The organism is Streptomyces sp. NPDC001056, assembly GCF_053598955.1.
In genome coordinates this window covers 526,720-552,523 of record NZ_JBSFLI010000001.1, presented here as the reverse complement: position 1 = coordinate 552,523, position 25,804 = coordinate 526,720, and the positions used below count along the sequence as shown (strand labels likewise).

The following is a 25,804-nucleotide window of genomic DNA, read 5'->3' as shown; positions in this document are numbered from 1 at the left end:
TGTTGAGTTCTCAAGGAACGGTCGCTTCCTTTGTACTCACCCTCTCGGGCTTTCCTCCGGGCTTCCCTTCGGTGTTTCCGACTCTATCAGATCTTTTCTCGATCCGATTTCCTCGGTGCTTTCCAGGTTTTCGCTTTCGCGTTTCCCTTTCCGGCGGTTCCGACTCTATCAGACCCTTTCGGTGTCTGATCCCCGGTCAGCGGGGTTTGTCTTCCCGGCCGTTGGGCCGTTCCGACGTCTCAAACCTTAGCGGATCCGTCCGGCGATTCCCAATCGGGCCACCGAATCCCTATTCGAATTGAATTCGGGCACGCCGAAATCAACCCGGGAGGGAGATCGTGCTTATGGTGTGAGGGGTGCCGCTCGAAGCGGCTGAGGTGCCACCGCGAAGACGTTACGGCTCCGCGGCAACCCGAAGAACTTTACGGACCCGCCCAGGGGCGTGTCAACCGCGGCCTGTCAAGATCTTTTCTGCGGCCTCAGTCGAGGTCGCTGAGGCGGCCGCCGGCGTCCGGCTGGGCGTGCTCCACCCTGCGCAGCAGCGTGGTGAGGACCTCCCCGAGCACCGAGCGCTCGGCCGGGGTCAGGTCCTGGAGCAGGTCCTCCTCGAAGACGGTCGCGAGACGCATGGCCTCCAGCCACTTCTCCCGGCCCTCGGGCGTCAGCTCGATGATGACCCGCACCCGGTTGGACTCGTCGCGCTCCCGGGTGACCAGCCCCTCCGCGACCATGCGGTCGATCCGGTGGGTCATGGCGGCCGGGGTGAGGCCGAGGCGCTTGGCGAGGTCGCTGGGGCCCATCCGGTAGGGGGCGCCGGAGAGGACCAGGGCCTTGAGCACCTCCCACTCGGCGTTGCTGATGCCGAGGGCGGCGGTCTGGCGGCCGTACGCCACGTTCATCCGGCGGTTGAGCCGGGACAGGGCCGACACGATCTTCTCGACCTGCGGGTCGAGGTCCTGGAACTCGCGCTGGTAGGCGGCGATCTGTTCTTCGAGGGTCGGCTCAGTGACGCCGGCGGTGTCGGCCATGGGCCGAGTATGGCACGCACCCGCTTTGCCTTGAAGTCCTTCACTGTGTACTCTTTAGCTTCGAACTTTAGCTTTGAAGTCTTCACTCCTAACTAGTGAGAGAGGTGAACGTGACCAGGGCGATGGGCGCAGCGATGCGCCGGATCCACGTGGGCAACGCACTCAGCGCATTCGGGCTCGGCTTCACGGTTCCGTACCTGTACGTCTATGTGGCGCAGGTGCGGGGCCTGGGGGCCATGACGGCGGGACTCGTGCTCGCCGTGTTCGCCGTGGCCGCGCTGATCGTGCTGCCGTTCGCCGGCCGGGCGATCGTGCGGCGCGGCCCGCTGCCGGTCCTGCTCGCCGCCCTGGTCTCCGCCGCGCTCGGCGCACTGTGCCTGGGGCTCGCGGGCAGCGCGTGGTCCGTCCTGCTCGCCGCCGCGGTGCTCGGTGCCGGGCAGGCCGTGATGCAGCCGGCGCTGGCCACGATGATCGTGGACTGCTCCAGCGCCGACACCCGGTCACGGGCGTTCGCGACGCAGTTCTTCCTCCAGAACCTGGGCCTCGGCATCGGCGGCCTCATCGGCGGCCACCTGGTCGACACCACGCGCGTGTCGTCGTTCACCCTGCTGTTCGCGATCGAGGCGGCGATGTTCCTGCTGCTGGTCGCGGTGATGGCGACCGTGCGGATGCCGCACTCCCCCCGTCTGGAGGGCGCGCCCGCGTCCGCGAAGGGCAGCTGGAAGCGGCTGCTGGGCAACCGGGCGATGGTGCAGCTGTGCGTGCTGGGCTTCGTGCTGTTCTTCGCCTGCTACGGCCAGTTCGAGTCGGGTCTCAGCGCGTACGGCGTGGAGGCCGCCGGGATATCCACCTCATCGCTGGGTACGGCCCTGGCCGCGAACACGCTGATGATCGTGGTCGCCCAGTTCGCCGTGCTGAAGTTCGTGGAGCGCGCCCGGCGTACCCGGGTGATCGCCCTGGTGGGCCTGGTCTGGGCGGTGGCGTGGCTGACCGCGGGATACGCGGGGCTCGGGCACGGCAGCCAGGAGATGGCGACGGCCGCGTTCGTGTCGACGTACGCGCTGTTCGGTCTCGGTGAGGCGATGCTGTCGCCGACGGTCGCCCCGCTGGTCGCCGATCTGGCGCCGGAGGGTCTCGCCGGTCAGTACAACTCGGCGTTCGCGCTGGTCAAGCAGCTGGCGCTGGCCGTCGGTCCGGCGGTGGGCGGTCCCCTCGGGGCCTCGCTGCACGCGCCGTACATCGTGACCTTCCTGCTGTTCTCGCTGGGCATCACGTATCTGGCGCTGCGGCTCGGGCGCCGGCTCACCGCGGTGCAGGATCAGCCGTGGGCGGCGCGTGGCAGCCGCGTGGTCAGCCGGGGCGGGGCGCCCGCGGAGTCGGTACCCGCCGAGGCGTGACGCGGGGAGCCCTTCAGCGGGTGGCGGTGACCAGCAGCACCGTGAAGGGAAGCGTCGCCGTCCCGTCGGGGGCGGTGTGGGCGGCCAGGCGGTCGCGGACGAGGCGGGCGGCCCCGGTGAGGGCCTGTGCGCCGCCGGCTTCCGTGATCAGGCCGCCCCACAGCGCTCTCAGGTGGGCCTCGGCGTACTCGTCCAACGGCGGCAGGGTGATGTCGCGGGTCAGTTCGCGGTGGGTGATGTCGCGGTAGCCGGCCGTCCGCAGGGCCGTCGTGAGTTCCTCGGCGGTGCGGACGTAGGCGCGGAGGAAGTACCGCAGCGCGTCGGGGGCGTACGTCCGCAGGGCGCGCTCGTGGGCGAGGAAGTAGGGCTGGCGGTCGAGCGGGGCCCAGATGGTGGCGGCGAACCGGCCGCCGGGGCGGGTGACCCGGGCCGCCTCGGTGAACGTGGCGGCCAGATCGGGGAAGAACTGGGCGCCCTGCTGGCAGACGACCGCGTCGAAGGTGGCGGTGTCGTACGGGAGCCGGTCGGCGGGGGTCGCGGTGAAGTCGATACGGGGCCCGCGTGCGCGCGCGACACGGATCATCCCCTCGTCGATGTCGGCGCCGCGGACCAGCCCCGTCGGTCCGACCAGAGGGGCGGCCGCGCGGGCGGCGAAGCCGGTGCCGCAGGCGAGGTCGAGCACGGCCTCGCCGGGGCCGAGGTGCACCGCGTCCAGCAGCGCGGCCACGAAGGGCGCCATGATCGGGGCACTGTGGGTGTCGTACGCCTCGGGGCCTTCGGTGCTGCGCGTGTCTGCCATAGGTGTGCTTGTAACACCGGGGACGGGGTGCAGGCCAACCCGTGATCGCTGCTCAGGGCCTCGGTTTCGGCAGCAGGAACTCGCACCAGACCGCTTTCCCGCCGTCCGGCGTGCGGCGGCAGCCCCAGGTGGAGGCGATGGTGGCGACGATGGCGATGCCCCGGCCGGACTCGTCGGCCGGTTCGGCGCGGCGGCGCCGCGGGAGGTGGTCGTCGCCGTCGGTGACCTCCACGATGAGGCGGCGGTCGGTGCGGCGCAGCCTCAGGCGCATGGGCGGGGTGCCGTGCTGGAGGCTGTTGGCGACGAGCTCGCTGGTGGCGAGGACGCCGAGGTCGTGCAGTTCCGCGGGGAAGCGCCAGCTGGTGAGGACGCCGGAGGCGAAGGCGCGGGCGCGCGGGGCGGCCTCGACGCCGCCGAGGAGTTCCAGGGCCGCGTTGCGGAACAGCTCCCCGTCCGGGCCCGTACGCGCAGGGTGCTGGAGGACCAGGACGGCCACGTCGTCGTCGTGGTCGGCGGTGACCCCGGCCGAGCGGACCAGGCGGTCGCAGACGACCTGGGGGGAGCCGGTGGCGCCGGCCAGGGCGCGTTCCAGGGCGGCGATGCCCTCGTCCAGGTCCTCGTTCCTGCGCTCCACCAGGCCGTCGGTGTAGAGGACCGCCGTGGAGCCGGGGGCCAGCGCGATCGAGCCCGAGGAGTGCATCCAGCCCCCGGTGCCGAGGGGCGGGCCGGTGGGTTCGTCGGCGCGGGAGACCGTGCCGTGCTCGTCGCGGACCAGGATCGGCAGATGCCCGGCGGAGGCGTACACCAGCCGGCCCTCGTTCGGGTCGTGGACGGCGTAGACGCAGGTGGCGATCTGGTTGGGGTCGATCTCGGTGGCGAGGCCGTCGAGGAGCTGGAGCACCTCGTGCGGGGGCAGGTCGAGGCGGGCGTAGGCGCGCGCGCCGGTGCGCAGCTGGCCCATGACCGCGGCGGCGCGCACGCCCCGGCCCATGACGTCGCCGATGACGAGGGCGGTGCGGCCGCCGCCGAGGGTGATCACGTCGTACCAGTCGCCGCCGACCGCGGCCTCGGTGCCGCCGGGCTGGTAGGTGGCGGCGATGCGCAGGTCGTCGGGTTCTTCCAGGTCCTGCGGGAGCAGGGAGCGCTGGAGGGTGACGGCGGTCTCGCGCTGGCGGCGTTCGCTGGCGCGCAGCCGTTCGGCGGCCTCCGCGTGGTCGGTGACGTCGGTGGCGAAGACGAGAACCGCGCCGTCGCCGCCGTCGCCGTCCTCGGCGACGGGGGTGCAGGTGAACGTGTACGAGCGGCCGTCGACCGCGCGGCGGGACTTCAGGGTGCGGGGGCGGCTGCTGCGCAGCACCTGGTCGAGGAGCGGGAGCAGGCCCAGTTCGGCGAGTTCGGGCAGGGCCTCGCGGGCGGGGGCGCCGGTGTGGCGGGCGCCGAAGGCCGCCGTGTAGGCGTCGTTGACGTAGGCGAGGCGGTGGTCGGGGCCGTGCACGAGGGCGACGAGGGCCGGGACGCGGTCGAGGACGTCGCGGGCGGGCAGTCCGTCGACGGCGGGCACCGGGCCGGTGCCGTCGGTGGGGCCCCCGGCGCGGGCCGCGGGCACGGAGCATTCCCCTCGCCGGTCCGATGGGACCGGGGTCTCGGTCCGCGCGGCGGCGCGGCGCTGCGTTCCGGGGAGCCGGGCGCTCCAGCGCGTGAAGTTCACTGTGGGGAAGGCCTCGTGGGTGCGAGGGCGGGCGGGTGCCCGTCCGATGTCGTGGGGCAGTCTGGCAGGGAGCCGGCCGCGGCGGGCGACATCCGTCAGACGGTGGGGCGGGCCGTGCAGTTCCTGGTTCGGGTCAGGACGACCCCTTCGGGTCGTGAGGATGCTTTCCCCCGGCCGCGAGTTCGAACTCCGCGCGCGGATGTTCGAGTGAACCGAGCGAGACGATCTCCCGCTTGAACAGTCCGGAGAGAATCCATTCGGCGAGCACGCGGGCCTTGCGGTTGACGGTGGGCACCCTGCTGAGGTGGTAGACACGGTGCATGAACCAGGCAGGGTAGCCCTTCAGCCGGCGCCCGTAGACCTGGGCGACGCCCTTGTGCAGGCCGAGGGAGGCGACGGACCCCGTGTACGCGTGCGCGTAGGTCTCCAGGGGCTCGCCGCGCAGGGCGTGGACAAGGTTGTCGCCGAGGACCCTGGCCTGGCGCACGGCGTGCTGGGCGTTGGGCGCGGTGAGGGTGCCGGGTTCGGCGGCGGTGACGTCCGGGACGGCCGCGGCGTCGCCCGCGCCCCAGGCGTGTTCGGCGCCCTCGACGGTCAGCTGGGCGGTGCACCTCAGCCTGCCGCGGTCGGTGAGCGGAAGGTCCGTGGCGGCGAGCAGCGGGTGCGGTTTGACGCCGGCGGTCCACACGACCGTACGGGTCGGGAAGCGCTGGCCGTCGCTGAGCACGGCGACCCGGTCGGCGCAGGACTCCAGGCGGGTGCCGAGGAGCACCTGGATGTTGCGGCGGCGCAGCTGGGTGACGGTGTAGCGGCCCATCTCCGCGCCGACCTCGGGCAGGATGCGGTCGCTCGCCTCCACGAGGATCCATTTCATGTCCTCGGCACGGACGTTGTGGTAGTAGCGGGCGGCGTAGCGCGCCATGTCCTCCAGTTCGCCGAGGGCTTCGACGCCCGCGTAGCCGCCGCCGACGAAGACGAAGGTGAGGGCGGCGTCGCGGATGGCGGGGTCGCGGGTGGAGGAGGCGATGTCCATCTGCTCGATGACGTGGTTGCGCAGCCCGATGGCCTCCTCGACGGTCTTGAAGCCGATGCCGTACTCGGCGAGGCCGGGCAGGGGCAGGGTGCGGGCGACGGAGCCGGGGGCGAGCACCAGTTCGTCGTAGCCGAGGAGTTCGGCGCGGCCCGCGTCGGCGGAGGCGAGGGTGGTGACGGTGGCGGTGCGCGCGGCGTGGTCGATGGACGTGGCCTCGCCGATGACGACACGGCAGTGGTCGAGGACGCGGCGCAGCGGTACGACGACGTGGCGGGGCGAGATCGAGCCCGCGGCCGCCTCGGGCAGGAAGGGCTGGTACGTCATATAGGGGTCGGGTGTGACGACGGTGATCTCGATCTCACCGCGCCTCAGCTCGGCCTTCAGCTTCCGCTGGAGGCGCAGGGCCGTGTACATCCCGACGTAGCCGCCGCCGACAACCAGAATGCGCGCACGTTCCTTCACCATCCCATGACGCACCCGGCGCAGTGGTTTGTCCACAGGCCCGGCAATTTGTGTGACCGGCGGCCTGCTGTGCGGCCGTACGGACGTGGTGGCCGGCTCCGGGGAAAGGTGGCAGGTCAGCGGGGGCGGACGCGCGGGCGGACGCGCCCGGAACCGGGACGTATATGTCTCGTACTCCGATCGGGGGGCGCAGTGTGCGGAACCTGCCCCTTCTGAATTGACTGCCTCTCAACTATGTTCGTGTCGACGGGGTGTAGGGGATGTGGTCGCACGGGCTCTGCGACGGGCGGGGCCGCGGCGATCGGTGCCATCGTGCGCCCCGGCATCAGTGACGGGGAGTGTCTCCGGGGGGAGACGTCATGTACCGGGGGAAACACATGCATATTCAGGACACCCACTGGTCGGCCGCCACCGCGATGGCGGCCGGAGGATCGACGGTGCCGGCGGTGGCGGCGGCGAACGGGCGCGCGGACGTGGCGCGGACGACGCCGCTGCGGGTGGACGCACAGCGCAATCTGGAGCACGTGCTGCGCGCGGCGCGCGAGGTGTTCGGCGAGCTGGGTTACGGCGCGCCGATGGAGGACGTGGCGCGGCGCGCGCGGGTCGGTGTCGGCACCGTGTACCGGCGCTTTCCCAGCAAGGACGTGCTGGTCCGGCGGATAGCCGAGGAGGAGACGGCGCGGCTCACCGAGCAGGCGCGGGCGGCCCTCGGGCAGGAGGACGAGCCGTGGTCGGCGCTGTCCCGGTTCCTGCGGACGTCGGTGGCCTCCGGGGCGGGGCGTCTGCTGCCGCCGCAGGTGCTGCGGGTCGGCTCCGCGGAGGACTCCGCCGGTGCGGCCGGCGGCGTGGACGCCGTGGTCGGGGAGGCCCGGGTGCCGCAGCAGCGGGTGCAGCCCGGCGGCGGTGACCTGCGGCTCGTGGGACAGGGTTCCGCGGTCGCGGACGACGCCGGGTCCGGCGAACTGCTCGCGGTCGTGGGGCAGTTGGTGGAGCGGGCACGGACGGCCGGCGCGTTGCGGGCGGATGTGTCCGTGTCCGACGTGCTGCTGGTGATCGCCACGGCGGCGCCGTCCCTGCCGGATGCCGCGCAGCAGGCGGCGGCGTCGGCGCGGCTGCTGGACATTCTGCTGGAGGGTCTGCGCTCCCGCCCCGCGATCGGCTGATCGCGCCCCCGGCGGGGGTTTCGTCCGCCCACCCGCATCACCCGTGCGACCTTCGCGCTCGGGTGGTGCGGGTGGCCCTTTTCGGGCCCTGCCGGCACCGCGGAGCGATCCCCCGCGGGCGATTCCCCTCGGACGGGTGACAGGAGGCGGAGGGGGTCGTTGAAGAAATGACGATGTGGGACGCTGTGGTGGTGATGTCGGGCCGGGTCGGGGGCGTTCCACGATGAGTGTTGACGGGGCGCGCGAGGACGAGGGTGTCGGTGCGCAGGTGCCGAGCCAAGGCCGCAGATACATCCCGGCGCAGCGGGGCGTACCGGCCGACGACGCCGAGTTGGTCGAGCGGATGCGGGGCGGGGACGACTCCGCCTACGAGGAGCTGTACCGGCGGCATGCCGACGCGGTGCGCCGGTACGCGCGGACCTGCTGCCGGGACGCGCACACCGCCGAGGACCTCACCGCCGAGGTCTTCGCCCGGATGCTCCAGGCCGTGCGCGGCGGTGCCGGGCCCGAGCACGCCGTACGGGCCTACCTGCTGACCTCGGTGCGACGCGTCGCCGCGCACTGGATCAAGTCGGCGCGGCGCGAGCAACTCGTCGACGACTTCGCCGCCTTCGCCCGGCAGGCCGCCCGCCCCTTCGAGGGGTCCGACGACGACATCCTCGATCTCGGCGCCGACGTACGGGCATTGCACGAGGCCGAGCAGTCCATGGCCATGCGGGCCTTCCGCTCGCTGCCCGAGCGCTGGCAGGCCGTGCTGTGGCACACCGAGGTGGAGGACGAGTCCCCGAGCGAGGTCGCCGTCCTGTTCGGCCTGGACGCCAACGGCACCCGTGTGCTCGCCAGCCGCGCCCGCGAGGGCCTGAAGCAGGCCTACCTCCAGGCCCATGTCAGCAGCACCCTCACCGACGACGCCGAGTGCGCCCGCTACGCCGACCGGCTCGGCACCTACGCCCGCCGCAAGCTGCGCGTCCGCGCCGAACGGGGACTGCGCAAGCACCTGGAGGAGTGCGCCAGGTGCCGGCTCGCCGCGGCGCAGATCGAAGAGGTCGCCGGCGGCATCCCCGCCGTCGTACCGGTCGCGGTCATCGGCTGGTTCGGGGCCGCCGGGTACGCCAAGGCGCTCGGCCTCGTCGCCGGTGGCGCGGGGGCCGGAGCGGCCGGGGCCGCGGGTGCCGCCGCGGCGGCGAACGGGTCCTCCGGCGGGACGGGTGCCGCGGGCGCGGCCGCCTCGGAGGCGGTCGGGGCGCCGGTGAAGGCGGGCATCGCGGCGGGTGTCGTCGCGGTCGCCGCCGCCGCGGTGGCCTTCGGCCTCGTGTACGACGGCCGTCCGGCGAAGGAGGTCGCCGAGCCGTCATCGGCCCCGCCGGTCGTCGTACACCCCCCCTCCCCGACGCCCACCCCGCCGAAGCCGAAGCCGAAACCGACGCCGACGCCGACGCCGACGCAGCCGACGCAGAAGCCGGTGGTGCCCGCCGCCCCCGTCCCCGCGCCGACGCCCCCTCCGCCGCCCACGCCCACGCCGAAAACGACGCCGAGACCGACGCCGAAGCCCGCTCCCCCCGGGCCCGCCCCGAAGCCCACGCCGACCCCCACGCCCACCCCGACGCCGACGCCCACTCCCCCGCCGCCGACCGTCGTCTACCAGCTCAGCGAGCTGCGCTACGACGTGACCGGCGACGGCACCCGGCCCGAGATCGCGCTCGGCCGCAGCAGCTGGGTGTGGCAGCGGTACGGCCTCGACATCGGCGGCGAGAGATACGCGCAGGGGGCGACCGTCCGCGGCGAGTCCTCCGTGACCATCGCCCTGAACCGGCAGTGCACCGCCTACGACGCGCTGGCCGGTGTGGACGACATGACCCACGGCCTCGGCAAGGTCTCCTTCGCCGTCTACGGCGACGGGGTCGAGCTGTGGCGGTCCGGGATGGTCAAGGGCCGGGACCGGGCGGTTCCCGTCCATGTGGACCTCACGGGGCGTACGACCGTACAGCTCGTGGTGCGGCCGCACAGCAACTCCTTCGACCGCACGGCGCTGGCCGACTGGGCGGAGTCCCGGTTCACCTGCCGGTAGCCCGCCGGAGGTCGTCCAGGACGTCGGCCGCGTCGTAGCGCGCGCCCCGGGCCCGCTCGGCCGCGTACCGGTCCGCCGACAGGGCGGCGCGCGCGGCGGCCCGTACCCGGGCGGCCTCGGTGCGCTCGGGTTCGCTGCGCGGGCGGCCGTCGCGCCAGTGGTCGGCGGCCTCGTACAGCCGGACCGCGCCCGGCAGATCGCCGAGCCGGCCCAGCAGACCGGCTGCGGCGTCCACCAGGCCCCCGGTGATCGACTCGGCGCAGCGCAGGCCGACGGCCTCGTCCAGCGCCCCGGCGAGGATCGGCAGCCCGTGCCCGGGACCCGACTCCTCGGCCACCAGCAGCGCCTCGACGGTGCGCAGCACGGCCGCGAACTGCGGCGGGGACGCCTCGGGGCCGGCCGCCTGGCAGGTCGCCTCGAAGTACGCGCGGGCCTCGGCGGTCCGCCCGTCGTGCAGGGCGATGAAGGCCCGCATCAGCAGCACGAAGGCGCGGGACTCCGGGACCGCGTACCGGTCCGCGGCGGCGCCCGCCTCGTCCAGGGCGGCGAGCGCGGTCTCCCGGTCGCCGAAGCGGAAGGCGATGTCGGCGAGGCGGGCCAGCAGGAACGGCGACTCCGCGTACGCGCCCACCTCGTAAGCGAGGCGCAGCGCCTCCTCGTACTCCCCGCGCGCCTCGGCGAAACGGCCGCGCGCCATGGCCGCCTCGCCGGCCGCGCTGCACACCTGTGCCCGCATCCAGCGGTCCCCGACACGGCGGCTGAGCACGCGCAGTTCGGCGAGGTCCTCGTCCACGCCGCGCAGATTGCCCGGGGAGTCGACCAGCACATGGGCGCGGTACATCAGCGCGGCGCCGAGTTCCCACTCACCGCCGTGCGCACGGCAGTTGGCGACCACCGGGGCCATGTCCCGGACCACGTCCCCCGGGCCGCCCAGGTAGTAGGCGGTCATCGGCCAGATGACGCCGGGGAGGCGGGCGGCCTGCGGGCCGCCGTGCTCGTAGGCCGCCCGTACGAGGGCGAGGTAGCGCGATGCCCGCTCGTCGCGGGCCAGCCGGTCCATGCTGCCGCCCGCCGTGAGGAGCAGCTCGAACAACCGCAGGTCCATGCGGAGTTCGCGCAGCGGGTGGCCGGTCTCGGCGTCGGGGGCGGCGAGCAGGGCGGCCACGTGGTCGGCGGACTCCGCCAGGGCCATGAGGGTCGCCGGGTCGGTGGCCCCGCCGGTGTCGAGGGCGGCGCCCAGGCACAGGACCCGGCGCACCCGGTCCACCCCTTCCTGGCGGTAGTTGCGCAGCCACCAGAACCAGCCCATGGCCAGGGTGAGCGCGCCCGCCTCCGCCTCATCGCCGGTGCGCACCGCGCGGTCGAGTGCGGCGCGGATGTTGTCCAGGTCTGTCTCCAGGCGGGCGATCCAGGTGAGTTGGTCCGCCGAGCGCAGTCGCGGATCGGCCTCCTCGGCCAGGGCGCGTGCCCAGGCGAGGTGGCGGCGTTCGGCGGCGGCGCGCAGCCCGGGAACCTCGGCGGCGCGTTCGGCGGCGTACTCGTGGATGGTCTCCAGCATGCGGTAGCGCATGCCGCCGGGGCCGTCCTGCGGGGTGGCGAGGACGAGGGACTTGTCGACCAGCGCGCCGATCGTGTCCGCCACCGGACCGGTGCACACGGCCTCGGCCGCGGCGAGGTCCCAGCCGCCGGTGAAGACGGAGACCTCGCGCAGGACCGTGCGCTCGCGCTCGTCCAGCAGGTCCCAGGACCAGTCGACCACCGCGCGCAGGGTCTGCTGGCGGGGCAGGACGGTGCGGCTGCCGGAGGTGAGCAGGCGGAAGCGGTCGTCGAGGCGGTCGGCGATCTGCCGCGGGGTGAGCAGCCGGAGCCGGGCCGCGGCCAGTTCGATGGCGAGGGGCAGGCCGTCCAGGCGGCGGCAGATCTCCGCCACCGCGGCGGTGTCGCCCAGCGCCGCGTCGGCGTCGGGGCGCACCGCCCTGGCGCGCTCGGCGAAGAGGCGGTGCGCCTGCTCCGGGACGAGGGGTTCGACCGGGCGCACCGACTCGCCGGGGACGCCCAGGGGTTCACGGCTGGTCGCGAGGATGGTGAGTCCCGGGCAGTGGGTGAGCAGGGTCTCGGCGAGGGCGGCGGCCGCGTCGACGACGTGCTCGCAGTTGTCGAGGATCAGGAGTTCGCCGCGGGGGGCGCAGTACTCGATCAACAGGGCGGTGGGGTCGGTCTGCTGGGGTGCCAGTTCGGTGCTCAGCAGCACGGTCTCGCGCAGGCCGAGCGCGCTGACGACGGCGTCGGGCACGGCGTCCGGCTGGTCGAGCGGGGCGAGTTCGGCGAGCCAGGCGGGGGTGAGGACGGCGGCGGCCTCCTCGGCGAGCCGGGTCTTCCCCGAGCCGCCGGGTCCGGTGAGGGTGACGAGGCGGGATCTGCTCAAGTCGGCGCGTACGGCTTCGAGTTCCGGTTCGCGTCCGACGAAGGAGGTGAGGCGGGGACGGAGGTTGCCGCGGCGGGCGGGCGGCGGCGGTGCCGCCGGGCGGTGTACCTGTCGCAACAACTCGGCGTGCAAGTCCCTCAGTTCGATGCCGGGGTCGGTGCCGAGGGTGTCGGCGAGGGTGCGGCGCGCGGACTCGTAGGCCGCGAGGGCGTCGGCGGGGCGGCCGGTGTCGCGCAGGGCGCGGATGAGGAGGGCGTGCAGCGGCTCGTCGTACGGGTGCGCCGTGGTCAACTCCCTCAGCTCCGGTACGACGTCCTGGGCGCGGCCCAGTTCCAGCGCGGCGGCGGCGCGGGCGCGGGTCGCCTCCAGGCGCAGGGCCTCGGGGCGGGTGGCGGCGGTGCGGTCGGGGAGGTCGGCGAGGGCCGGGCCGTACCAGAGGGCGAGGGCCGCGGTGAGGGTGCGGTGGGCCGTGGCGGGGTCGCCGTCGGCGAGGGCCTTGGTGCCGGTGCGGGTGAGCCGTCCGAAGACGTACAGGTCGACGTCGTCCTCGGTGGCTTCGAGCCGGTACCCGCCGGGGGCGGAGCTGACGGCGTCCTTGCCGAGGCCGCGGCGGAGCCGGCCGACGAGTGCCTGGAGCGCGGCGGGGGCGTCCTGGGGCGGTGCGTCGGCCCAGATCTCCGCGATCAGGGTGTCCGGGGTGGTGGTGCGGCCGGGCCTGAGGGCCAGGGCGGCGAGGAGGGTGCGGAGGCGGGGGGCGGTGAGGTGATGGGGGTTGCCGTGCGCGTCCGCCGCCTGGGTGATGCCGAGAATTCTGTACCGCACCGGGTCATTGTCGCCGGGGGCCCGGTGCGAGGCACGGGGGTTTCGGCACAGGCCGCGCGCTGGGTACCGGTGCCGGTGGATACCGGTGCCGGTGGATACCGGTGCCCGGTGGCGGGTCCGCCCGCCCGCGGCCGGCACGGCAGTGCCGCACGACCGACGGCACCGCGGTCCCCCAGGGCCGCGGGGAACCACCCGGCCGGCCGCGACGGACCCGCCGTCGCCGCACCACCGCACGCCCCGCCCCTGACGCGCCCGCCGAATCCCTCACGCGCCGGAGGCCAACGCGTCCCTTCGCGGCTGGATCCCCGCCGGCACCGCCCGCGACCGCGCCGGCGTCCCCGTCCAGCACGTGCCCCGGCGGGACAGCAGCCGGTGGAGCCAGAGTTCGAGGGAGACCAGATCCGCGAGGCCGTCCACCGTCGAACCGCCGGAGGCCGCCGCGCGGAGCGCCTTGCGGACCACCCGCGCCTCCACCAGCCCCGCGTCCGCCAGCAGCGGGCTGGCGAAGAGGTCGAGCAGCGGGTCCGCGGACAGGCGCAGGCCCGCCCGCGCGGCCGCCGCGGAGGACGCGTGGGACGGCGTGCCCCAGCCGGGAGGCAGGTCGGTGATGCCGGTGCCGTCCAGGACCGTGCGCAGGACCGCCGCCCGCGCACCGGGCTGCACCCGCAGCGCCTCCGGCAGTTCACGGCACGCCCGGACCACCTGGTTGTCGAGGAAGGGCGCGTGCAGCCGCTGCGACCGGACCTCCGCGGACTGTTCCAGAACGCGCAGATCCGCCGCGTACCGGGCGAGCGCCGCCCGGGCCCGATGGTCACCCGGCCGTTGCGCCCCGGTACCCGAACGATCCGCCTCCCCTTCGAGCAGAACCGATACTTCAGCCAGTGCCTCCCCCGTGAGCCACCGGGCGGCCGGCCCCGGCGCCGCCCAGGTCAGCGCCGCGAGGGACGCCCCCACCGCCCCCTTCGGCTCCTCGAACCGGCGCCGCATCAGCCGCTCGGCCAGCGCTTCGAGGCCGGCCCGGTACGGCGTACGGGCCAGCCGCCGGGCCGCGCCGTACACCCGTGCCGGGACCAGCACCGAGCCGTCCGCCCGCGCGAGCGCGGCGACGGGCCGGACCAGATGGCGGCGCCTGCGGTCCATCAGGAGGTCGGCGAGCCGGGCGGGGTGCGCGTCGAGGACCTGCCGCGCCCCGTGCCCGGTGAAGTGGTCCGCGCTGCCCGCGGCCAGCCGCGCCCGGTGGCGCCCCGCCGTGACCAGCGAGGGTCCGGGCTCGTCGGTGAGGGGGCCGTCGAGGTCGGCGTAGGGCAGGGTCTCCTCGCCGCCGGTCACCACCACATGGTGCAGCCGGGGGTCGGCCGCGAGCGCCCCCGCGCGCTGCACCTCGGCCTCGCGGCCGCCGACGGCGAGGTCGTTGAAGGTGACGGCCAGCAGGCGCTCACCCGTGCCGCGCCCGAGCAGGGTGCCGGGCCGGCCGGGCAGCCCCGCGGCGAGCAGCGCGAGCGTGGCGGAGGCCGGGCCGCCGGACAGGTCCGCGCCGATCCCCGGCACCGGCATCCCGCGCCGGGCGCGCCGCTCGGCGGGCCCCATCCCGGGCACGGGGCCCGGATCGAGGTCCGGCACGTGCCGCGGCGCCGACAGCCGGGTGCGCACCGCTTCCACCAGGGCGTCGCGCACCGCGTCCACCGCACGGTCGGGGTCGGCCGGGGGCGCGGACACGGCGAGCGAGGAGACGGGGTCGTACCCGGCGATCTCCCGCGCCCCCGCGCGCAGCACCAGCGCGTGCCCCGGCGGAATGCGCCGCACCCCTTCGTACGGGGTGGTGTCGCGCAGCGCGGCCGGGACGTCCGGGGCGGCGAGCAGCGCGGCCAGATGGCCGAAGTCGAGGTTGGCCTCGATGAGGTCGGCGAGCGGCAGCGCGGCGGTGGCGTACGCCGTACCGCCCGCCCACGGGGTGTGGAAGACCGGGCGGGCGCCCGCGAGATCGCCGCAGACGGTGATGCGGCGGCCGACCTGGACGACGGCGGTGTAGCTGCCGGGCCAGCTCGTCAGATGGCGCAGCGCGCCCCCGCGCGCGGTGAACAGACCGCGCCGCAGCTCCTCGTCGGAGGCGCCGCAGATGCCGAGGACCGCGATCCGGTTCTGCTCGTCGGCCTTGACCACGCGCACCTCGTCCGGGCGCCAGTCGCCGACGGCCCACAGCGGATCGGGGTCGCCCCACAGGAGCTGGGAGCCGACCGGGTGCAGGGTCTCGCCGTCGTAGCCCAGCGAGCCGGCGGAGCCGGGCCCGGTCGCGCCCGCGGCGGCGCTGCTCCACCCCACCAACCACCGCATCGTGCCTCCACAGCCTGTGGACAACCAGTGCACCGATCGAACCGGTCCCCATGCTGCCACGAAGAACGCGTGGGAGAGGTGTGGTGACACCGCCCATGACGCCGGGAGGAAAACGAGGTTGACGGCCGGACGGTGACCGCGGTCCAGGGCGCGGGCGGGTGCCCACCAGGCGGGGCGCGACGCGAATGCGCCCCGATGCGCTCCCCCAAAACGCCCTTCACGCCCCTAAGTTGTATGGTCGGAGCGGAAATCGCCCACATCGCTGCGGGACGATTTTCAGCCAAATACCGAACCGGGCACGGGAGACGAGCACGCTCCGTAGGGGCTCGCGGTCCGCGCGGCGCTCCGGACGTACGCACGGTCCGGGAGGCGGTCTCCGCCTCCCGGACCGGTCCGCCACCCGCGGGGATGAAGGTGGCGGTGTCCCCCAGCCCACTGGATCCAGTACAGCGGGCCGACCCACGCAAGACCAGGAAACCGTCCGCGAGTTGGCCGGAGAAGAGCGCACGGCCGGGCGCACGGCCACACGCGCGGGGGCACGCGACGACCGGTCCGTGCACGGTGCGTACTGGTCCGCACTCCCGTACGGACCACAATCCCGCCATCCGGAACAATGCCCCTTAACGCTTGGGATGCGGCGAACTACGCTGGGTTTACGAATGCCGCGCGGTTATGCCTGCGCGGCGGCCGTCTGTGTCGAGGGGTGGCGCATGTCCAGGGAGCAACGCGGGCCGAACGAAAAACTCGGCACCGTTCTCGCCCTCGCGGGAATCAGCAACGCAGGACTCGCGCGTCGCGTCAACGACCTTGGCGCCCAACGCGGGTTGACACTTCGCTACGACAAGACGTCCGTGGCGCGCTGGGTGTCGAAGGGCATGGTGCCGCAGGGCGCCGCGCCGCACCTCATCGCGGCCGCCATCGGACAGAAGCTCGGCCGCCCGGTGCCGCTCCACGAGATCGGCCTGGCGGACGCGGACCCCGCTCCCGAGGTGGGCCTCGCCTTCCCGCGGGACGTGGCGCAGGCGGTGCGGTCGGCGACCGAGCTGTACCGGCTCGACCTCGCCGGGCGCCGGGCCGGCTCCGGGGGGATCTGGCAGTCGCTCGCGGGTTCGTTCGCGGTGAGCGCGTACGCGACGCCCGCCTCACGCTGGCTGATAACCCCCGCCGACAGTTCGGTCGCGCGGGAGGACGGCTCCGCCGAGGGCGCCGGCGCACCGGTCAGAGTCGGCCACAGTGATGTCCGCAAGCTGCGGGAGGCCGCCGAGGACGCCAGGCGCTGGGACTCCAAGTACGGGGGCGGCGACTGGCGTTCGTCGATGGTGCCGGAATGTCTGCGCGTCGAGGCGGCGCCGCTGCTGCTCGGCGGCTACTCCGACGAGGTCGGCCGCGCGCTGTTCGGCGCCTCCGCCGAACTCACCCGCCTCGCCGGGTGGATGGCGTTCGACACCGGTCAGCAGGAGGCGGCGCAGCGGTACTACATCCAGGCGCTGCGGCTCGCGCGCGCCGCGGCCGACGTGCCGCTCGGCGGGTACGTCCTCGCCTCCATGTCGCTCCAGGCGACGTACCGGGGGTTCGGGGACGAGGGGGTCGACCTCGCGCAGGCCGCGCTGGAGCGCAACCGGGGGCTGGCGACGGCGCGCACGATGAGCTTCTTCCGGCTGGTCGAGGCCCGCGCCCACGCGCGCGCCGGGGACGCGCAGGCGGCGGGCGCGGCGCTGAAGGCGGCGGAGAGCTGGCTGGAACGCTCGCGCGAGGGGGACAACGATCCCTCGTGGCTCGGCTTCTACGGGTACGACCGGTTCGCGGCGGACGCGGCGGAGTGCTACCGGGACCTGAAGCTGCCGCGGCAGGTGCGGCGGTTCACCGAGCAGGCGCTGTCCAAGCCGACGGAGGAGTTCGTGCGGTCACACGGCTTGCGGCTGGTCGTCTCCGCGGTGGCCGAGCTGGAGTCGGGCAACCTCGACGCGGCGTGCGAGCAGGGGGTGCGGGCGGTCGAGGTGGCCGGGCGGATCTCCTCGGCGCGGACGACGGAGTACGTGCGGGATCTGCTGCACCGCCTGGAGGCGTACGGGGACGAGCCGCGGGTGGTGGAGCTGCGGGAGCGGGCCCGGCCCCTTCTGATGGCTCCGGCGTAGCTCCCCTTCTGATGGCTCCGGCGCAGCTCCGCGCCCCGGCACCCGTGCGGTACTGATCACCCCGGCGTTTGAAGGCACTGTCAGTGGCGCAGTGCACTATCGATGTGGGAGGTGGTGCAGGTGCCGGTCGGGGCGTACGACTGTGATGTGCTCGTGGTCGGAGGGGGGATCGTCGGGCTGTCGACGGCGTACGCGGTCAGCAGGGCGGCGCCGGGGACCCGGGTGACCGTGCTGGAGAAGGAGCCGGGCCCGGCCCGGCACCAGACGGGGCGCAACAGCGGGGTCATCCACAGCGGGATCTACTACCGGCCGGGCTCCCTCAAGGCGCGGTACGCGGTGCGGGGCGCCGCCGAGATGGTGAAGTTCTGCGCCGAGTACGGCATCGAGCACGCCGTCACCGGCAAGCTGATCGTCGCCACCGAGCGCGCGGAGCTGCCCCGGCTGCACGCCCTGGTCCAGCGCGGCCGGGAGAACGGAATACCGGTGCGCGAGCTGGGCCCCGCCCAGATCACCGAGTACGAACCCGAGGTGCGCGGACTGGCCGCGATACACGTCGGCACCACGGGCGTGTGCGACTTCACGGGCGTCGCCCGGCAGCTCGCCCTGGCCTCGGGCGCCGACATCCGCTACGGCGCCCGGGTCGTCCGGGTGGACCGGCGGCCCGAGCGGGGCGTGGCCGTGCGCACCGCGGCCGGGGACGTCGTCCGCGCGCGGGTGCTGGTGAACTGCGCCGGGCTGCACTGCGACGAGCTGGCCCGGCTCACCGGGGACGAGCCCGGGGTCCGGATCGTGCCGTTCCGCGGGGAGTACTACGAGCTGGCGCGGCCCGAGCTGGTGCGCGGGCTGGTCTATCCGGTGCCGGACCCGGCGTTCCCGTTCCTCGGCGTGCATCTGACCCGGGGCATCGACGGCGGTGTGCACATCGGCCCCAACGCGGTGCCGGCGCTGGCCCGGGAGGGATACGGCTGGCATGTCGTACGGCCCCGGGAGCTGGCCGGGACCATGGCCTGGCCGGGATCGTGGGCGATAGCGCGGCGGCACTGGCGGTACGGCGCGGGTGAGCTGCGCCGCTCGCTGTCGAAGCGGGCCTTCCTGGCGGCGGTGCGCAGGCTGCTGCCCGCGGTGGAGGCCGAGGACCTGGTGCGGGCGCCGGCCGGGGTGCGGGCGCAGGCGGTGCTGCGGGACGGGGAGCTGGTGGACGACTTCCTGATCAAGGAGGGCCCGCGCGCGGTGCATGTGCTGAACGCGCCGTCCCCGGCGGCCACCGCGTCCCTGCCGATCGGCCGGGAGGTCGCCCGCCGCGCGCTGGAGATGCTGGCGGCGGTCGGCGGCGAGGGTGCCTCCGCGGCGCGCCCGTAGACTCGTTCGTACTGTGTCTGATGCGCTGAACACCCCCGAGACCCTGTCCGAGCCGGCCCCGCGGGGCCCCGGCGCCGCCCTGCCGCACGCCCGGGCCAAGGGCGAGCCGCGGTTCCCGCACGGCCCGCGGGCCGATCCCGCCGGGTCGCACTTCGAGCGGCGGATCCGCAGCTTCCAGCCGCGCCGCAGCCGGGTCACCACCGGGCAGGCCGAAGCGCTGCAGCGGCTGTGGCCCACGTGGGGCCTGGACATCGACGGGCAGCGGGTGATCGACCTCGCCGAACTGTTCGGCAACGACCGTCCCGTGGTCCTGGAGATCGGCTTCGGCATGGGCGAGGCCACCGCGCAGATGGCCGCCGCTGACCCCGGCACCAACGTGCTCGCGGTCGACGTGCACACCCCCGGCCAGGGCAATCTGCTGGCCCTCGCGGAGCGCGGCGGCCTGGACAACGTCCGGGTGGGCAACGGGGACGCGATCATCCTGCTGCGCGAGATGCTCCGTCCCGACGCGCTCGACGGGCTGCGGGTCTACTTCCCGGACCCCTGGCCCAAGAAGCGGCACCACAAGCGGCGGCTGATCCAGCCCGAGTTCCTCACGCTCGCCGCGACCCGGCTGAAGTCCGGCGCGCCGGTGCACTGCGCGACCGACTGGGAGCCGTACGCGGAGCAGATGCTCGAGGTGCTCACCGCCCACCCCGACTTCGAGAACACGCAGGCCGACGGTGGTTTCGCGCCCCGGCCCGGGTTCCGGCCGCTGACCCGTTTCGAGGGGCAGGGCCTGGACAAGGGTCATGTCGTGAACGATCTGCTCTTCCGCCGTCGTTAAAGCGCTCCAGCCCCTCGCCCCGCCACCGTTAGGGTCGATGCCGTGGCCACCAGTCCCGTGTACCCGATGTACCCCCCGAGCCCCGGCGAGAGCGTGCTGCGCCACCCGCACTGGTGGCAGCTGCGGTGGGTGCGCTACGGCGCGCTGATCACGCTGCTGGCCCTGTCCGGCCTGGTCATCCTGGCGCTGGTGCGCAGGGAGACCGGCACCGAGGGGTTCCTGGTGGGCCTCGGCCTCGCGGTGCTGCCGGTGCCCTGGCTGATCACCGCGTTCCGCTGGCTGGACCGGGTGACGCCCTTCCCCTGGCGGAACCTGGTGTTCGCGTTCTGCTGGGGCGCGTTCGCGGCGGCGCTGATAGCCATCGTCGCCAACAGCTTCGCGACCAAGTGGATCGCGACCTCCACCGCGGACCCGGCGAGCGCCGACACCCTCGGCGCCACCGTGATAGCGCCGATCGTCGAGGAGTCCGCCAAGGCCGCCGCCGTCCTGCTCGTCTTCCTCTTCCGCAGGCGCGGCTTCACCGGGATCGTGGACGGGATGGTGATAGCCGGGATCACCGCCACCGGGTTCGCGTTCACCGAGAACATCCTCTATCTCGGCACGGCCTTCGGGACCGACCAGCTCACCGGCGGCCACGGCGTCGTCTCCGTCACCGCCGCCACCTTCTTCGTGCGCATCGTGATGTCCCCGTTCGCGCACCCGCTGTTCACCACCTGCACCGGCATCGGCTTCGGCCTCGGCGCGCTGTACGGGGCCCGCGGGCGCGCCCGGCGGGTGCTGATCCCGCTCGGCGGACTGCTGCTCGCGATGTGCATGCACGCCCTGTGGAACGGCTCCGCCACCTTCGGCCAGTACGGCTTCCTCGCCGTCTACGGCACCTTCATGCTGCCCGCGTTCGGACTGCTGACCTGGCTCGCGATCTGGACCCGGCAGCGGGAGCTGCGCACGGTGCGCGAGGAGCTGCCGGCCTATGTGCTGGCCGGCTGGCTGGGCCCGGCCGAGCCCTTCGCGCTGGGCTCGATGCGCGCGCGCCGCATGGCCCGCGACTACGCCCGCCACCACGCCGACCGCGCCACGGCACGGTCGGTCGCCCGGTACGAGTCGTCCGCCACCGCCCTCGCGCTGCTGCGGCGGCGGGGCCGCCGCGGCCTGGCGGGCGCCGACTTCGTCGTACGCGAGCGGGAACTGCTGGACGAACTGTGGCAGCGCCGCGAGGCCGCCCGCCCCGCCCTGGAGTACGCGGCCCGCACGGCCGCGCCCGCGCCCGCCCGTACGGCGTGGGCGCCCGTGCCGTACGGGCACGCGTACATGCCCGTACCGGGGCACGGATACGGGTACGGGCACGCGCACGGTCCGGGAGACGGGTACGGCTACCCGGCGGCGCCGTACCCGTCGTACAACCCGTACCGCGGATGACTCAGCGGTGGCGGGGGCGCCTCACGCCGACGCGTCCGTCAGCTTCTTCAGCTCGTCGTCCGTCAGCTTCAGGTCGCCGACGGCCAGCAGCGGCGGGAGCTGCTCCAGGGTGCGGGCCGAGGCGATCGGGGCGGTGACGGTCGGCTGGGCGGCCAGCCAGGCGAGGGCGACGGTGGCCTGTGGGGCGCCGTGCGCGGCGGCGATCTCGTCGAGGGCCGCGAGGACCTTCTGGCCGCGCTCGGTCTCCGCGTACTCCGCGGCACGGTTGGCACGGGCGCTGTCCACCTTCGCGCCGGGCCGGTACTTGCCGGTCAGGAAGCCCGAGGCGAGCCCGAAGTACGGCACCGCGGACAGCCCCTCGCGGGCGACGAGGTCCTGGAGCGCGCCCTCGTAGGTGTCGCGGGAGACCAGGTTGTAGTGCGGCTGGAGCGCCACATAGCGGGCCAGGTTCTCGCGGCTGGAGAAGTCCAGGGACTCCTGGAGCCGCTCGGCGCTGATGTTGGACGCGGCGATCTGCCGGACCTTGCCGGCCCTCACCAGCTCGTCCAGCGCGCCGATGATCTCCTCGACCGGCACCTCGGGCTGGTCGAAGTGGGTGTAGTAGAGGTCGATGTAGTCGGTGCCCAGGCGGGCGAGGGACGCGTCGGCGGCGGCCTTGATGTTGGCCGCGGACAGGCCCTGGTACCGCGGGTGCTGGCTGACCTTGGTGGCGATGACGACGTCGGAGCGGTTGCCGCGGGCCTTGACCCACTTGCCGAGGACGGTCTCGGACTCGCCGCCCTCGTGGCCCTCCACCCAGGCGCTGTAGGCGTCGGCGGTGTCGACGAAGTTGCCGCCCGCGGCCGTGTACGCGTCCAGGACGGCGAAGGAGTCCTGCTCGTCGGCGGTCCAGCCGAAGACGTTGCCGCCCAGGCAGAGCGGGGAGACCTCGATGTCGGAAGAACCCAGTGTGCGCGGAGAAGTCATGCTCCACATCAACACCGGCGGTGGGTGATCGCATTCCACCGCCGGTGCCCGAACCGGGGCCTCGGTCAGGGGTTGAGGCCCTTGTCGCGCAGCCAGGGCGCCGGGTCGACGGCGGTGGCCTGCCCGTTCGGGTGGACCTCCAGGTGCAGGTGCGGCCCGGTGACGTTGCCGGTGGCGCCGACGCGGCCGATGACCTCGCCGGTGGTGACCTTCTGGCCGACGGAGACGTTGATGGAGGACTGGTGGCAGAACCACAGCTCGGTGCCGTCGTCCAGGGTGAGGACGGTGCGGTAGCCGTAGGCGCCGGCCCAGCCGGCCTGGGTGATGGTGCCGCCGTGGACGGCCTTGATCAGGGTGCCGGTGGGGGCGGCGAAGTCGAGGCCGGTGTGGTAGCCGGAGGACCACATGGCGCCGGGCTGCCCGAAGGTGCCGGTGATCGTGTACGAGACGACCGGCAGCGTGTACTGCTTGGCCAGCTCGGCCAGCCGCGCGGCCTCGGCGGCCTTCTTGGCGTCGGCCTCCGCCTTCTCCTTGGCGGCGGCGGCCTTGGCGGCGGCCGCCTTCTCCGCCCGTGCGGCCGCGTCGTCGCTCTGCTGCTGGGCCGCGGCGACCATCGCGGCGGTGGCCTTGCTGTCGGCCTGGCCCTGCTGCTGCTCGGCCTGGGCCATGATCCGGTTGCGCAGGGCCTCGCCGGCGTCGGTGCTCTTGCCGCCCTCGGTGGTCTGTCCGAGGTCGGTGAGCGCGGTCGCGGTCGCGGTACCGGCCTTGGGCGCGTCGGCGGAGTCGTCGCCGAAGAAGTGCTCGACGGAGGACAGGTGGGGCACCGAGACGTTCGGCATGTCCGGCATCGATATGGAGACCGGCGGCTTGCCGGTGTTGGCACTCGCGATGCCGCCCGCGCCGACCGCGGCGATCACGCCGACGCCGAGGACGGTGGAACTGCGGGCGAAGCCGCCGCGCTGCTTGGCGACGCGGTGCCGGCCGCGGACCGGTGCGACGGACTCCTCGGTGGGGTTCCACTCCTCCCAGGGGCCTTCGTCGTCGGGGCCGGGGCCGTAGCCGAACGACTCGGGTTCGCGCTGAGCGGGCACGAACGGGGCTTCTGGGGCAGGCCGGTTGGACGCCACGGGGGCGTGCTCCTTTCCTTCCTCCGCCTACCGGGTTAGCTGACGGGTTCGGAGCAGGAAGGTCTCCTACGCGCGTTGCCACTCGTGACTCGCTGAGTTCACGACGGTGTCCGCGTGATTCACCCCAAGGTGGTGGTTCCCCGGTTCCCTTACGGGATTCGGCGCGTGCGCACGGAGCCGCCTCGGGTGACGGCTGGGACGACCGCGCTGCGTTATCGAACGTTAATAGACCCGGGGGGAAGTTTCCAAGCCGTTCGGCTTGATCATTAACGCTCCGACCCGCGGACTTACCGCCCAGGAAGCCCTCAAACCGGGCGAGTTGACCGACGTTCAGGAGTCATCGGGTTTTTGATGGTGACTCAGATGTTATGCGCTCGGCGGTCGCACGGTCACCATGGGTGACGCCCCCTCGGGGGTGCACTCCTCAGGGCACCCGGAAAACACTCAGGGCCGGAATCCGTTTCCGGATTCCGGCCCTGAGTTTTCAGTAGCGGGGACAGGATTTGAACCTGCGACCTCTGGGTTATGAGCCCAGCGAGCTACCGAGCTGCTCCACCCCGCGTCGTTGACTCCACTGTACGCCATCACCGGGGTGGAAAGCACATCGGTTGGAAAGCGGGGGTCGCGCTCAGCCCAGCAGATGCCGGTTCGGTGCCTTGGCCGACGCCTCGTACTCGGGCAGGACGACGACCTCGGCGCCCCCGCCCACCAGCACTCCCGTGCCGTCGGCCGCCACGACGAACGTGTCCGGCTCCCGCCAGGCGGTCACCACCCGGCGCACCCCCGCCCGCAGGATCAGCTCGGCGCAGGGCGCGGGCCGGGAGGCGCGGCGGGCGCAGGGCTCCAGGCTGCTGTAGACGGTGGCGCCGGGCAGCCGCGGGTCGGCGGGGTCGGTCTTGGCGAGCGCCGCCTCCTCCGCGTGCACCACGGGGTCCCCGCCCTCGCGGGAGTGGCCCCGGGCCAGCTCGGTGCCGTCGGCGGCGACCACGACCGCGCCGACGCTGAAGGCCGTCTCCGAGGGCGGGCACAGCTCGGCCAGCTCACAGGCGGTGCGCAGCCAGTGCCGGTCGGCGGCGGTGGGCAGCGGGCCGGCGCCGGGCGCGGTGGGCGCGTAGCGCATCAGCACGACGTCCCCGACCGGCCGGGACTCGATCAGCCGCAGCCGCCCCTCCGGGTAGCGGCCGGGCCCGAACAGCCGCGGGGCCGCCGGGTCGCCCACGATCAGCGGGGCGACCGCCAGGTGCAGCTCGTCCGCGAGGCCCTGCTGGAGGAGCTGGGTGTGGACGGTGCCGCCGCCCTCCACCATGAGCCGCCCGACCCCGCGCACCGCGCGCAGATGCCCGAGCAGGGCGCGCCAGTCGAGCGCCGGGCCGAGCGGGACGACGTCGGCGGTGGCGCCGAGGAGGCGGGCGGCCTTCGCCGCGCCCCGGTCGGTCGTGTAGACGAGTCTCTCCCCGCCGGTGTGCCAGAAGACGGCCCCCGGGTCGAGGTCACCGGTCGCCGTGACGGTGACCTTCAGCGGGTACTCCGGCCTGCCCTGCGCGCGGCGGGCGGCACGGCGCTTCGCCGAGTTGACCAGCAGGCGGGGGTTGTCGGCGCGCAGGGTGCCGGCGCCGACCAGGAGGGCGTCGGCCGAGGCCCGTACCGCGTCGACCCGGTCGAAGTCGGCCGGACCGGACAGCAGCAGCCGCTCGGGGCCGGTGTCGTCCAGGCAGCCGTCGAGGGAGACGGCGGCGGACAGCAGCACGTACGGGTAGGGCTCGGTGAGGGCTCGCTCGGTGCTCATCGGCTCCAGTGTGCGGCCCCGGTGCCGGCCCGCGTGCTCCCGGGGAGCCGTCAGCCGGTCCGCTCCCGGGGAGCGCGCGCGCCGCCCGGTTCGTGCCCGGCGAAGGACAGGACGACGATCAGGACGCCGCCGCAGGTGATCGCCCAGTCGGCGAGGTTCATGACGCTGAAGTCGCGCACCGAGACGAAGTCGACCACCGCGCCGCGCATCCCGCCCGGCGAGCGGAAGAGCCGGTCGGTCAGGTTGCCGACCGCACCGCCCAGCAGCAGCCCGAGCGCGATCGCCCACGGTGTGCTGGTCAGACGGCGCGAGACCCGGATGATGACGGCGGCCACCGCGAGCGCGATGAGCGTGAACACGATGGTCGTCGCGCTGCCCATGCCGAAGGCCGCGCCGGGATTGCGCTGCACCCTCAGCTCCAGCCAGGACCCGAGCACCGGCACGGGATCGCGCCCCTCCAGACCCGCGACCACCGCGAGCTTGCTCCCCAGGTCGACGGCGTAGGCGACGGCGGCCACCAGCCACAGCACCCACCCCCGCCGCCGTGCCCCGGAGGCCCCGCTCGACTCGCTCTGCGTCACGCCCGTACCCCTCCCCGTTTCCCGCCCAGCGTACGGGCCGCCGTGCGGGGCGTCACCGGTGAACCACGGCCGACGAAAACGGCATTCGTATTTTCTCCAGTTGCTGTCATAGGACCGCCGAACCCCGCTTTCGAGTTACAGAAGCACCCGAATGCCCCACACCCCCTCCTCCCGAGAGGCTCGTTAGCTGACCGTGGCACGCACTGAGAGACGCACAGCGCTGAATCTCCACTCGCCGGTCACATTCCGGCTGGAAGGCAAGGAAGGCGAGGTGTTCACCGACGGCTGTTCAGATCTCCTCGACGACTTTCTGAGGAGAATCCGCCAGCTGGAGAGTGAGTACCTGCGGGCGATGGTGAGGCTCTAGGACTC

At 73.8% G+C, this 25,804-nt stretch carries 18 protein-coding genes, 1 tRNA gene and 1 riboswitch; of the genes, 8 read left to right on the top strand and 11 right to left on the bottom strand.

The features are described 5' to 3' along the window. Positions 1-479 precede the first annotated feature (479 nt). Positions 480-1,028 carry a MarR family winged helix-turn-helix transcriptional regulator gene (locus tag ACWDD7_RS02580; RefSeq protein ID WP_450455822.1) on the bottom strand — a complete coding sequence of 183 codons (549 nt, stop codon included), beginning with the start codon at positions 1,026-1,028 and terminating at the stop codon, positions 480-482. 134 nt (positions 1,029-1,162) lie between these two features. On the opposite strand from ACWDD7_RS02580, the gene ACWDD7_RS02575 reads away from it, so the two are divergent. After that, a complete protein-coding gene (locus tag ACWDD7_RS02575; RefSeq protein ID WP_450455849.1) occupies positions 1,163-2,425 on the top strand; it encodes an MFS transporter in 1,263 nt (420 codons plus the stop codon). 13 nt (positions 2,426-2,438) lie between these two features. Here the strand turns inward: ACWDD7_RS02575 and ACWDD7_RS02570 are convergent, their stop codons facing one another. From ACWDD7_RS02570 to ACWDD7_RS02560, 3 genes are all read right to left on the bottom strand, one after another. Further along, positions 2,439-3,224, bottom strand: coding sequence for a class I SAM-dependent methyltransferase (locus ACWDD7_RS02570; protein ID WP_450455820.1), 786 nt, complete (start codon positions 3,222-3,224; stop codon positions 2,439-2,441). A gap of 52 nt (positions 3,225-3,276) precedes the next feature. After that, complete coding sequence (locus ACWDD7_RS02565; protein WP_450455818.1) at positions 3,277-4,932, bottom strand: ATP-binding SpoIIE family protein phosphatase; 1,656 nt, start codon at positions 4,930-4,932, stop codon at positions 3,277-3,279. A 133-nt stretch (positions 4,933-5,065) separates the two neighbouring features. Continuing rightward, complete coding sequence (locus ACWDD7_RS02560) at positions 5,066-6,430, bottom strand: NAD(P)/FAD-dependent oxidoreductase (protein ID WP_450455816.1); 1,365 nt, start codon at positions 6,428-6,430, stop codon at positions 5,066-5,068. 374 nt (positions 6,431-6,804) lie between these two features. Between ACWDD7_RS02560 and ACWDD7_RS02555 the strand changes: the two genes are divergently transcribed. Both ACWDD7_RS02555 and ACWDD7_RS02550 read left to right on the top strand, forming a co-directional pair. Continuing rightward, positions 6,805-7,590 carry a TetR/AcrR family transcriptional regulator gene (locus ACWDD7_RS02555; RefSeq protein WP_450455815.1) on the top strand — a complete coding sequence of 262 codons (786 nt, stop codon included), beginning with the start codon at positions 6,805-6,807 and terminating at the stop codon, positions 7,588-7,590. A gap of 223 nt (positions 7,591-7,813) precedes the next feature. Then, positions 7,814-9,658 carry a sigma-70 family RNA polymerase sigma factor gene (locus ACWDD7_RS02550; RefSeq protein WP_450455814.1) on the top strand — a complete coding sequence of 615 codons (1,845 nt, stop codon included), beginning with the start codon at positions 7,814-7,816 and terminating at the stop codon, positions 9,656-9,658. Here ACWDD7_RS02550 and ACWDD7_RS02545 read toward each other — a convergent pair. After that, positions 9,645-12,905 carry an ATP-binding protein gene (locus ACWDD7_RS02545; protein WP_450455812.1) on the bottom strand — a complete coding sequence of 1,087 codons (3,261 nt, stop codon included), beginning with the start codon at positions 12,903-12,905 and terminating at the stop codon, positions 9,645-9,647. The genes ACWDD7_RS02550 and ACWDD7_RS02545 overlap by 14 nt on opposite strands. Positions 12,906-13,169: 264 nt before the next feature. Beyond that, complete coding sequence (locus ACWDD7_RS02540) at positions 13,170-15,236, bottom strand: asparagine synthase-related protein (protein ID WP_450455810.1); 2,067 nt, start codon at positions 15,234-15,236, stop codon at positions 13,170-13,172. Positions 15,237-15,946: 710 nt separating this feature from the next. Here ACWDD7_RS02540 and ACWDD7_RS02535 point away from each other — a divergent pair. The 4 genes from ACWDD7_RS02535 to ACWDD7_RS02520 all read left to right on the top strand — a co-directional run bounded on the left by ACWDD7_RS02535 (position 15,947) and on the right by ACWDD7_RS02520 (position 20,972). Continuing rightward, positions 15,947-17,371: an MFS transporter gene (locus tag ACWDD7_RS02535; RefSeq protein WP_351876905.1), complete on the top strand. Its 1,425-nt coding sequence runs from the start codon at positions 15,947-15,949 to the stop codon at positions 17,369-17,371. Positions 17,372-17,473: 102 nt separating this feature from the next. Beyond that, positions 17,474-18,730 (top strand): L-2-hydroxyglutarate oxidase, encoded by a 1,257-nt coding sequence (lhgO, locus tag ACWDD7_RS02530; protein WP_450455809.1) that lies wholly within the window; start codon positions 17,474-17,476, stop codon positions 18,728-18,730. A 13-nt stretch (positions 18,731-18,743) separates the two neighbouring features. Beyond that, positions 18,744-19,556, top strand: a complete 813-nt coding sequence (trmB, locus tag ACWDD7_RS02525; RefSeq protein ID WP_450455807.1) for a tRNA (guanosine(46)-N7)-methyltransferase TrmB — start codon at positions 18,744-18,746, stop codon at positions 19,554-19,556. 42 nt (positions 19,557-19,598) lie between these two features. Further along, positions 19,599-20,972, top strand: coding sequence for a PrsW family intramembrane metalloprotease (locus ACWDD7_RS02520; RefSeq protein WP_450455805.1), 1,374 nt, complete (start codon positions 19,599-19,601; stop codon positions 20,970-20,972). 21 nt (positions 20,973-20,993) lie between these two features. Here the strand turns inward: ACWDD7_RS02520 and ACWDD7_RS02515 are convergent, their stop codons facing one another. The 5 genes from ACWDD7_RS02515 to lspA all read right to left on the bottom strand — a co-directional run bounded on the left by ACWDD7_RS02515 (position 20,994) and on the right by lspA (position 25,432). Continuing rightward, a complete protein-coding gene (locus ACWDD7_RS02515; protein WP_450455804.1) occupies positions 20,994-21,938 on the bottom strand; it encodes an aldo/keto reductase in 945 nt (314 codons plus the stop codon). A gap of 65 nt (positions 21,939-22,003) precedes the next feature. Continuing rightward, positions 22,004-23,065: a M23 family metallopeptidase gene (locus ACWDD7_RS02510; RefSeq protein ID WP_351876910.1), complete on the bottom strand. Its 1,062-nt coding sequence runs from the start codon at positions 23,063-23,065 to the stop codon at positions 22,004-22,006. 9 nt (positions 23,066-23,074) lie between these two features. Continuing rightward, positions 23,075-23,239: riboswitch (cyclic di-AMP (ydaO/yuaA leader) on the bottom strand. 314 nt (positions 23,240-23,553) lie between these two features. Next, positions 23,554-23,627: transfer RNA gene (locus ACWDD7_RS02505), tRNA-Met, on the bottom strand. A 66-nt stretch (positions 23,628-23,693) separates the two neighbouring features. Further along, the gene (locus ACWDD7_RS02500; protein ID WP_450455802.1) at positions 23,694-24,851 is read right to left on the bottom strand and encodes a dihydrofolate reductase family protein; all 1,158 of its coding nucleotides are present in this window, start codon (positions 24,849-24,851) and stop codon (positions 23,694-23,696) included. A 50-nt stretch (positions 24,852-24,901) separates the two neighbouring features. Beyond that, positions 24,902-25,432, bottom strand: coding sequence for a signal peptidase II (lspA, locus tag ACWDD7_RS02495; protein WP_450455800.1), 531 nt, complete (start codon positions 25,430-25,432; stop codon positions 24,902-24,904). Between the two features lie 193 nt (positions 25,433-25,625). Between lspA and ACWDD7_RS02490 the strand changes: the two genes are divergently transcribed. After that, positions 25,626-25,799: a hypothetical protein gene (locus tag ACWDD7_RS02490; protein ID WP_285563442.1), complete on the top strand. Its 174-nt coding sequence runs from the start codon at positions 25,626-25,628 to the stop codon at positions 25,797-25,799. The last annotated feature ends 5 nt before the right edge of the window (positions 25,800-25,804 follow it).

Coding starts and splice junctions, on each gene's coding strand:
- ACWDD7_RS02580 (WP_450455822.1), bottom strand. CDS start 1,028: ATGGCCGACACCGCCGGCGTCACTGAGCCGACCCTCGAAGAACAGATC.
- ACWDD7_RS02575 (WP_450455849.1), top strand. CDS start 1,163: ATGCGCCGGATCCACGTGGGCAACGCACTCAGCGCATTCGGGCTCGGC.
- ACWDD7_RS02570 (WP_450455820.1), bottom strand. CDS start 3,224: ATGGCAGACACGCGCAGCACCGAAGGCCCCGAGGCGTACGACACCCAC.
- ACWDD7_RS02560 (WP_450455816.1), bottom strand. CDS start 6,430: ATGGTGAAGGAACGTGCGCGCATTCTGGTTGTCGGCGGCGGCTACGTC.
- ACWDD7_RS02555 (WP_450455815.1), top strand. CDS start 6,805: ATGCATATTCAGGACACCCACTGGTCGGCCGCCACCGCGATGGCGGCC.
- ACWDD7_RS02550 (WP_450455814.1), top strand. CDS start 7,814: ATGAGTGTTGACGGGGCGCGCGAGGACGAGGGTGTCGGTGCGCAGGTG.
- ACWDD7_RS02540 (WP_450455810.1), bottom strand. CDS start 15,236: ATGCGGTGGTTGGTGGGGTGGAGCAGCGCCGCCGCGGGCGCGACCGGG.
- ACWDD7_RS02535 (WP_351876905.1), top strand. CDS start 15,947: ATGTCCAGGGAGCAACGCGGGCCGAACGAAAAACTCGGCACCGTTCTC.
- lhgO (WP_450455809.1), top strand. CDS start 17,474: ATGTGGGAGGTGGTGCAGGTGCCGGTCGGGGCGTACGACTGTGATGTG.
- ACWDD7_RS02515 (WP_450455804.1), bottom strand. CDS start 21,938: ATGACTTCTCCGCGCACACTGGGTTCTTCCGACATCGAGGTCTCCCCG.
- ACWDD7_RS02500 (WP_450455802.1), bottom strand. CDS start 24,851: ATGAGCACCGAGCGAGCCCTCACCGAGCCCTACCCGTACGTGCTGCTG.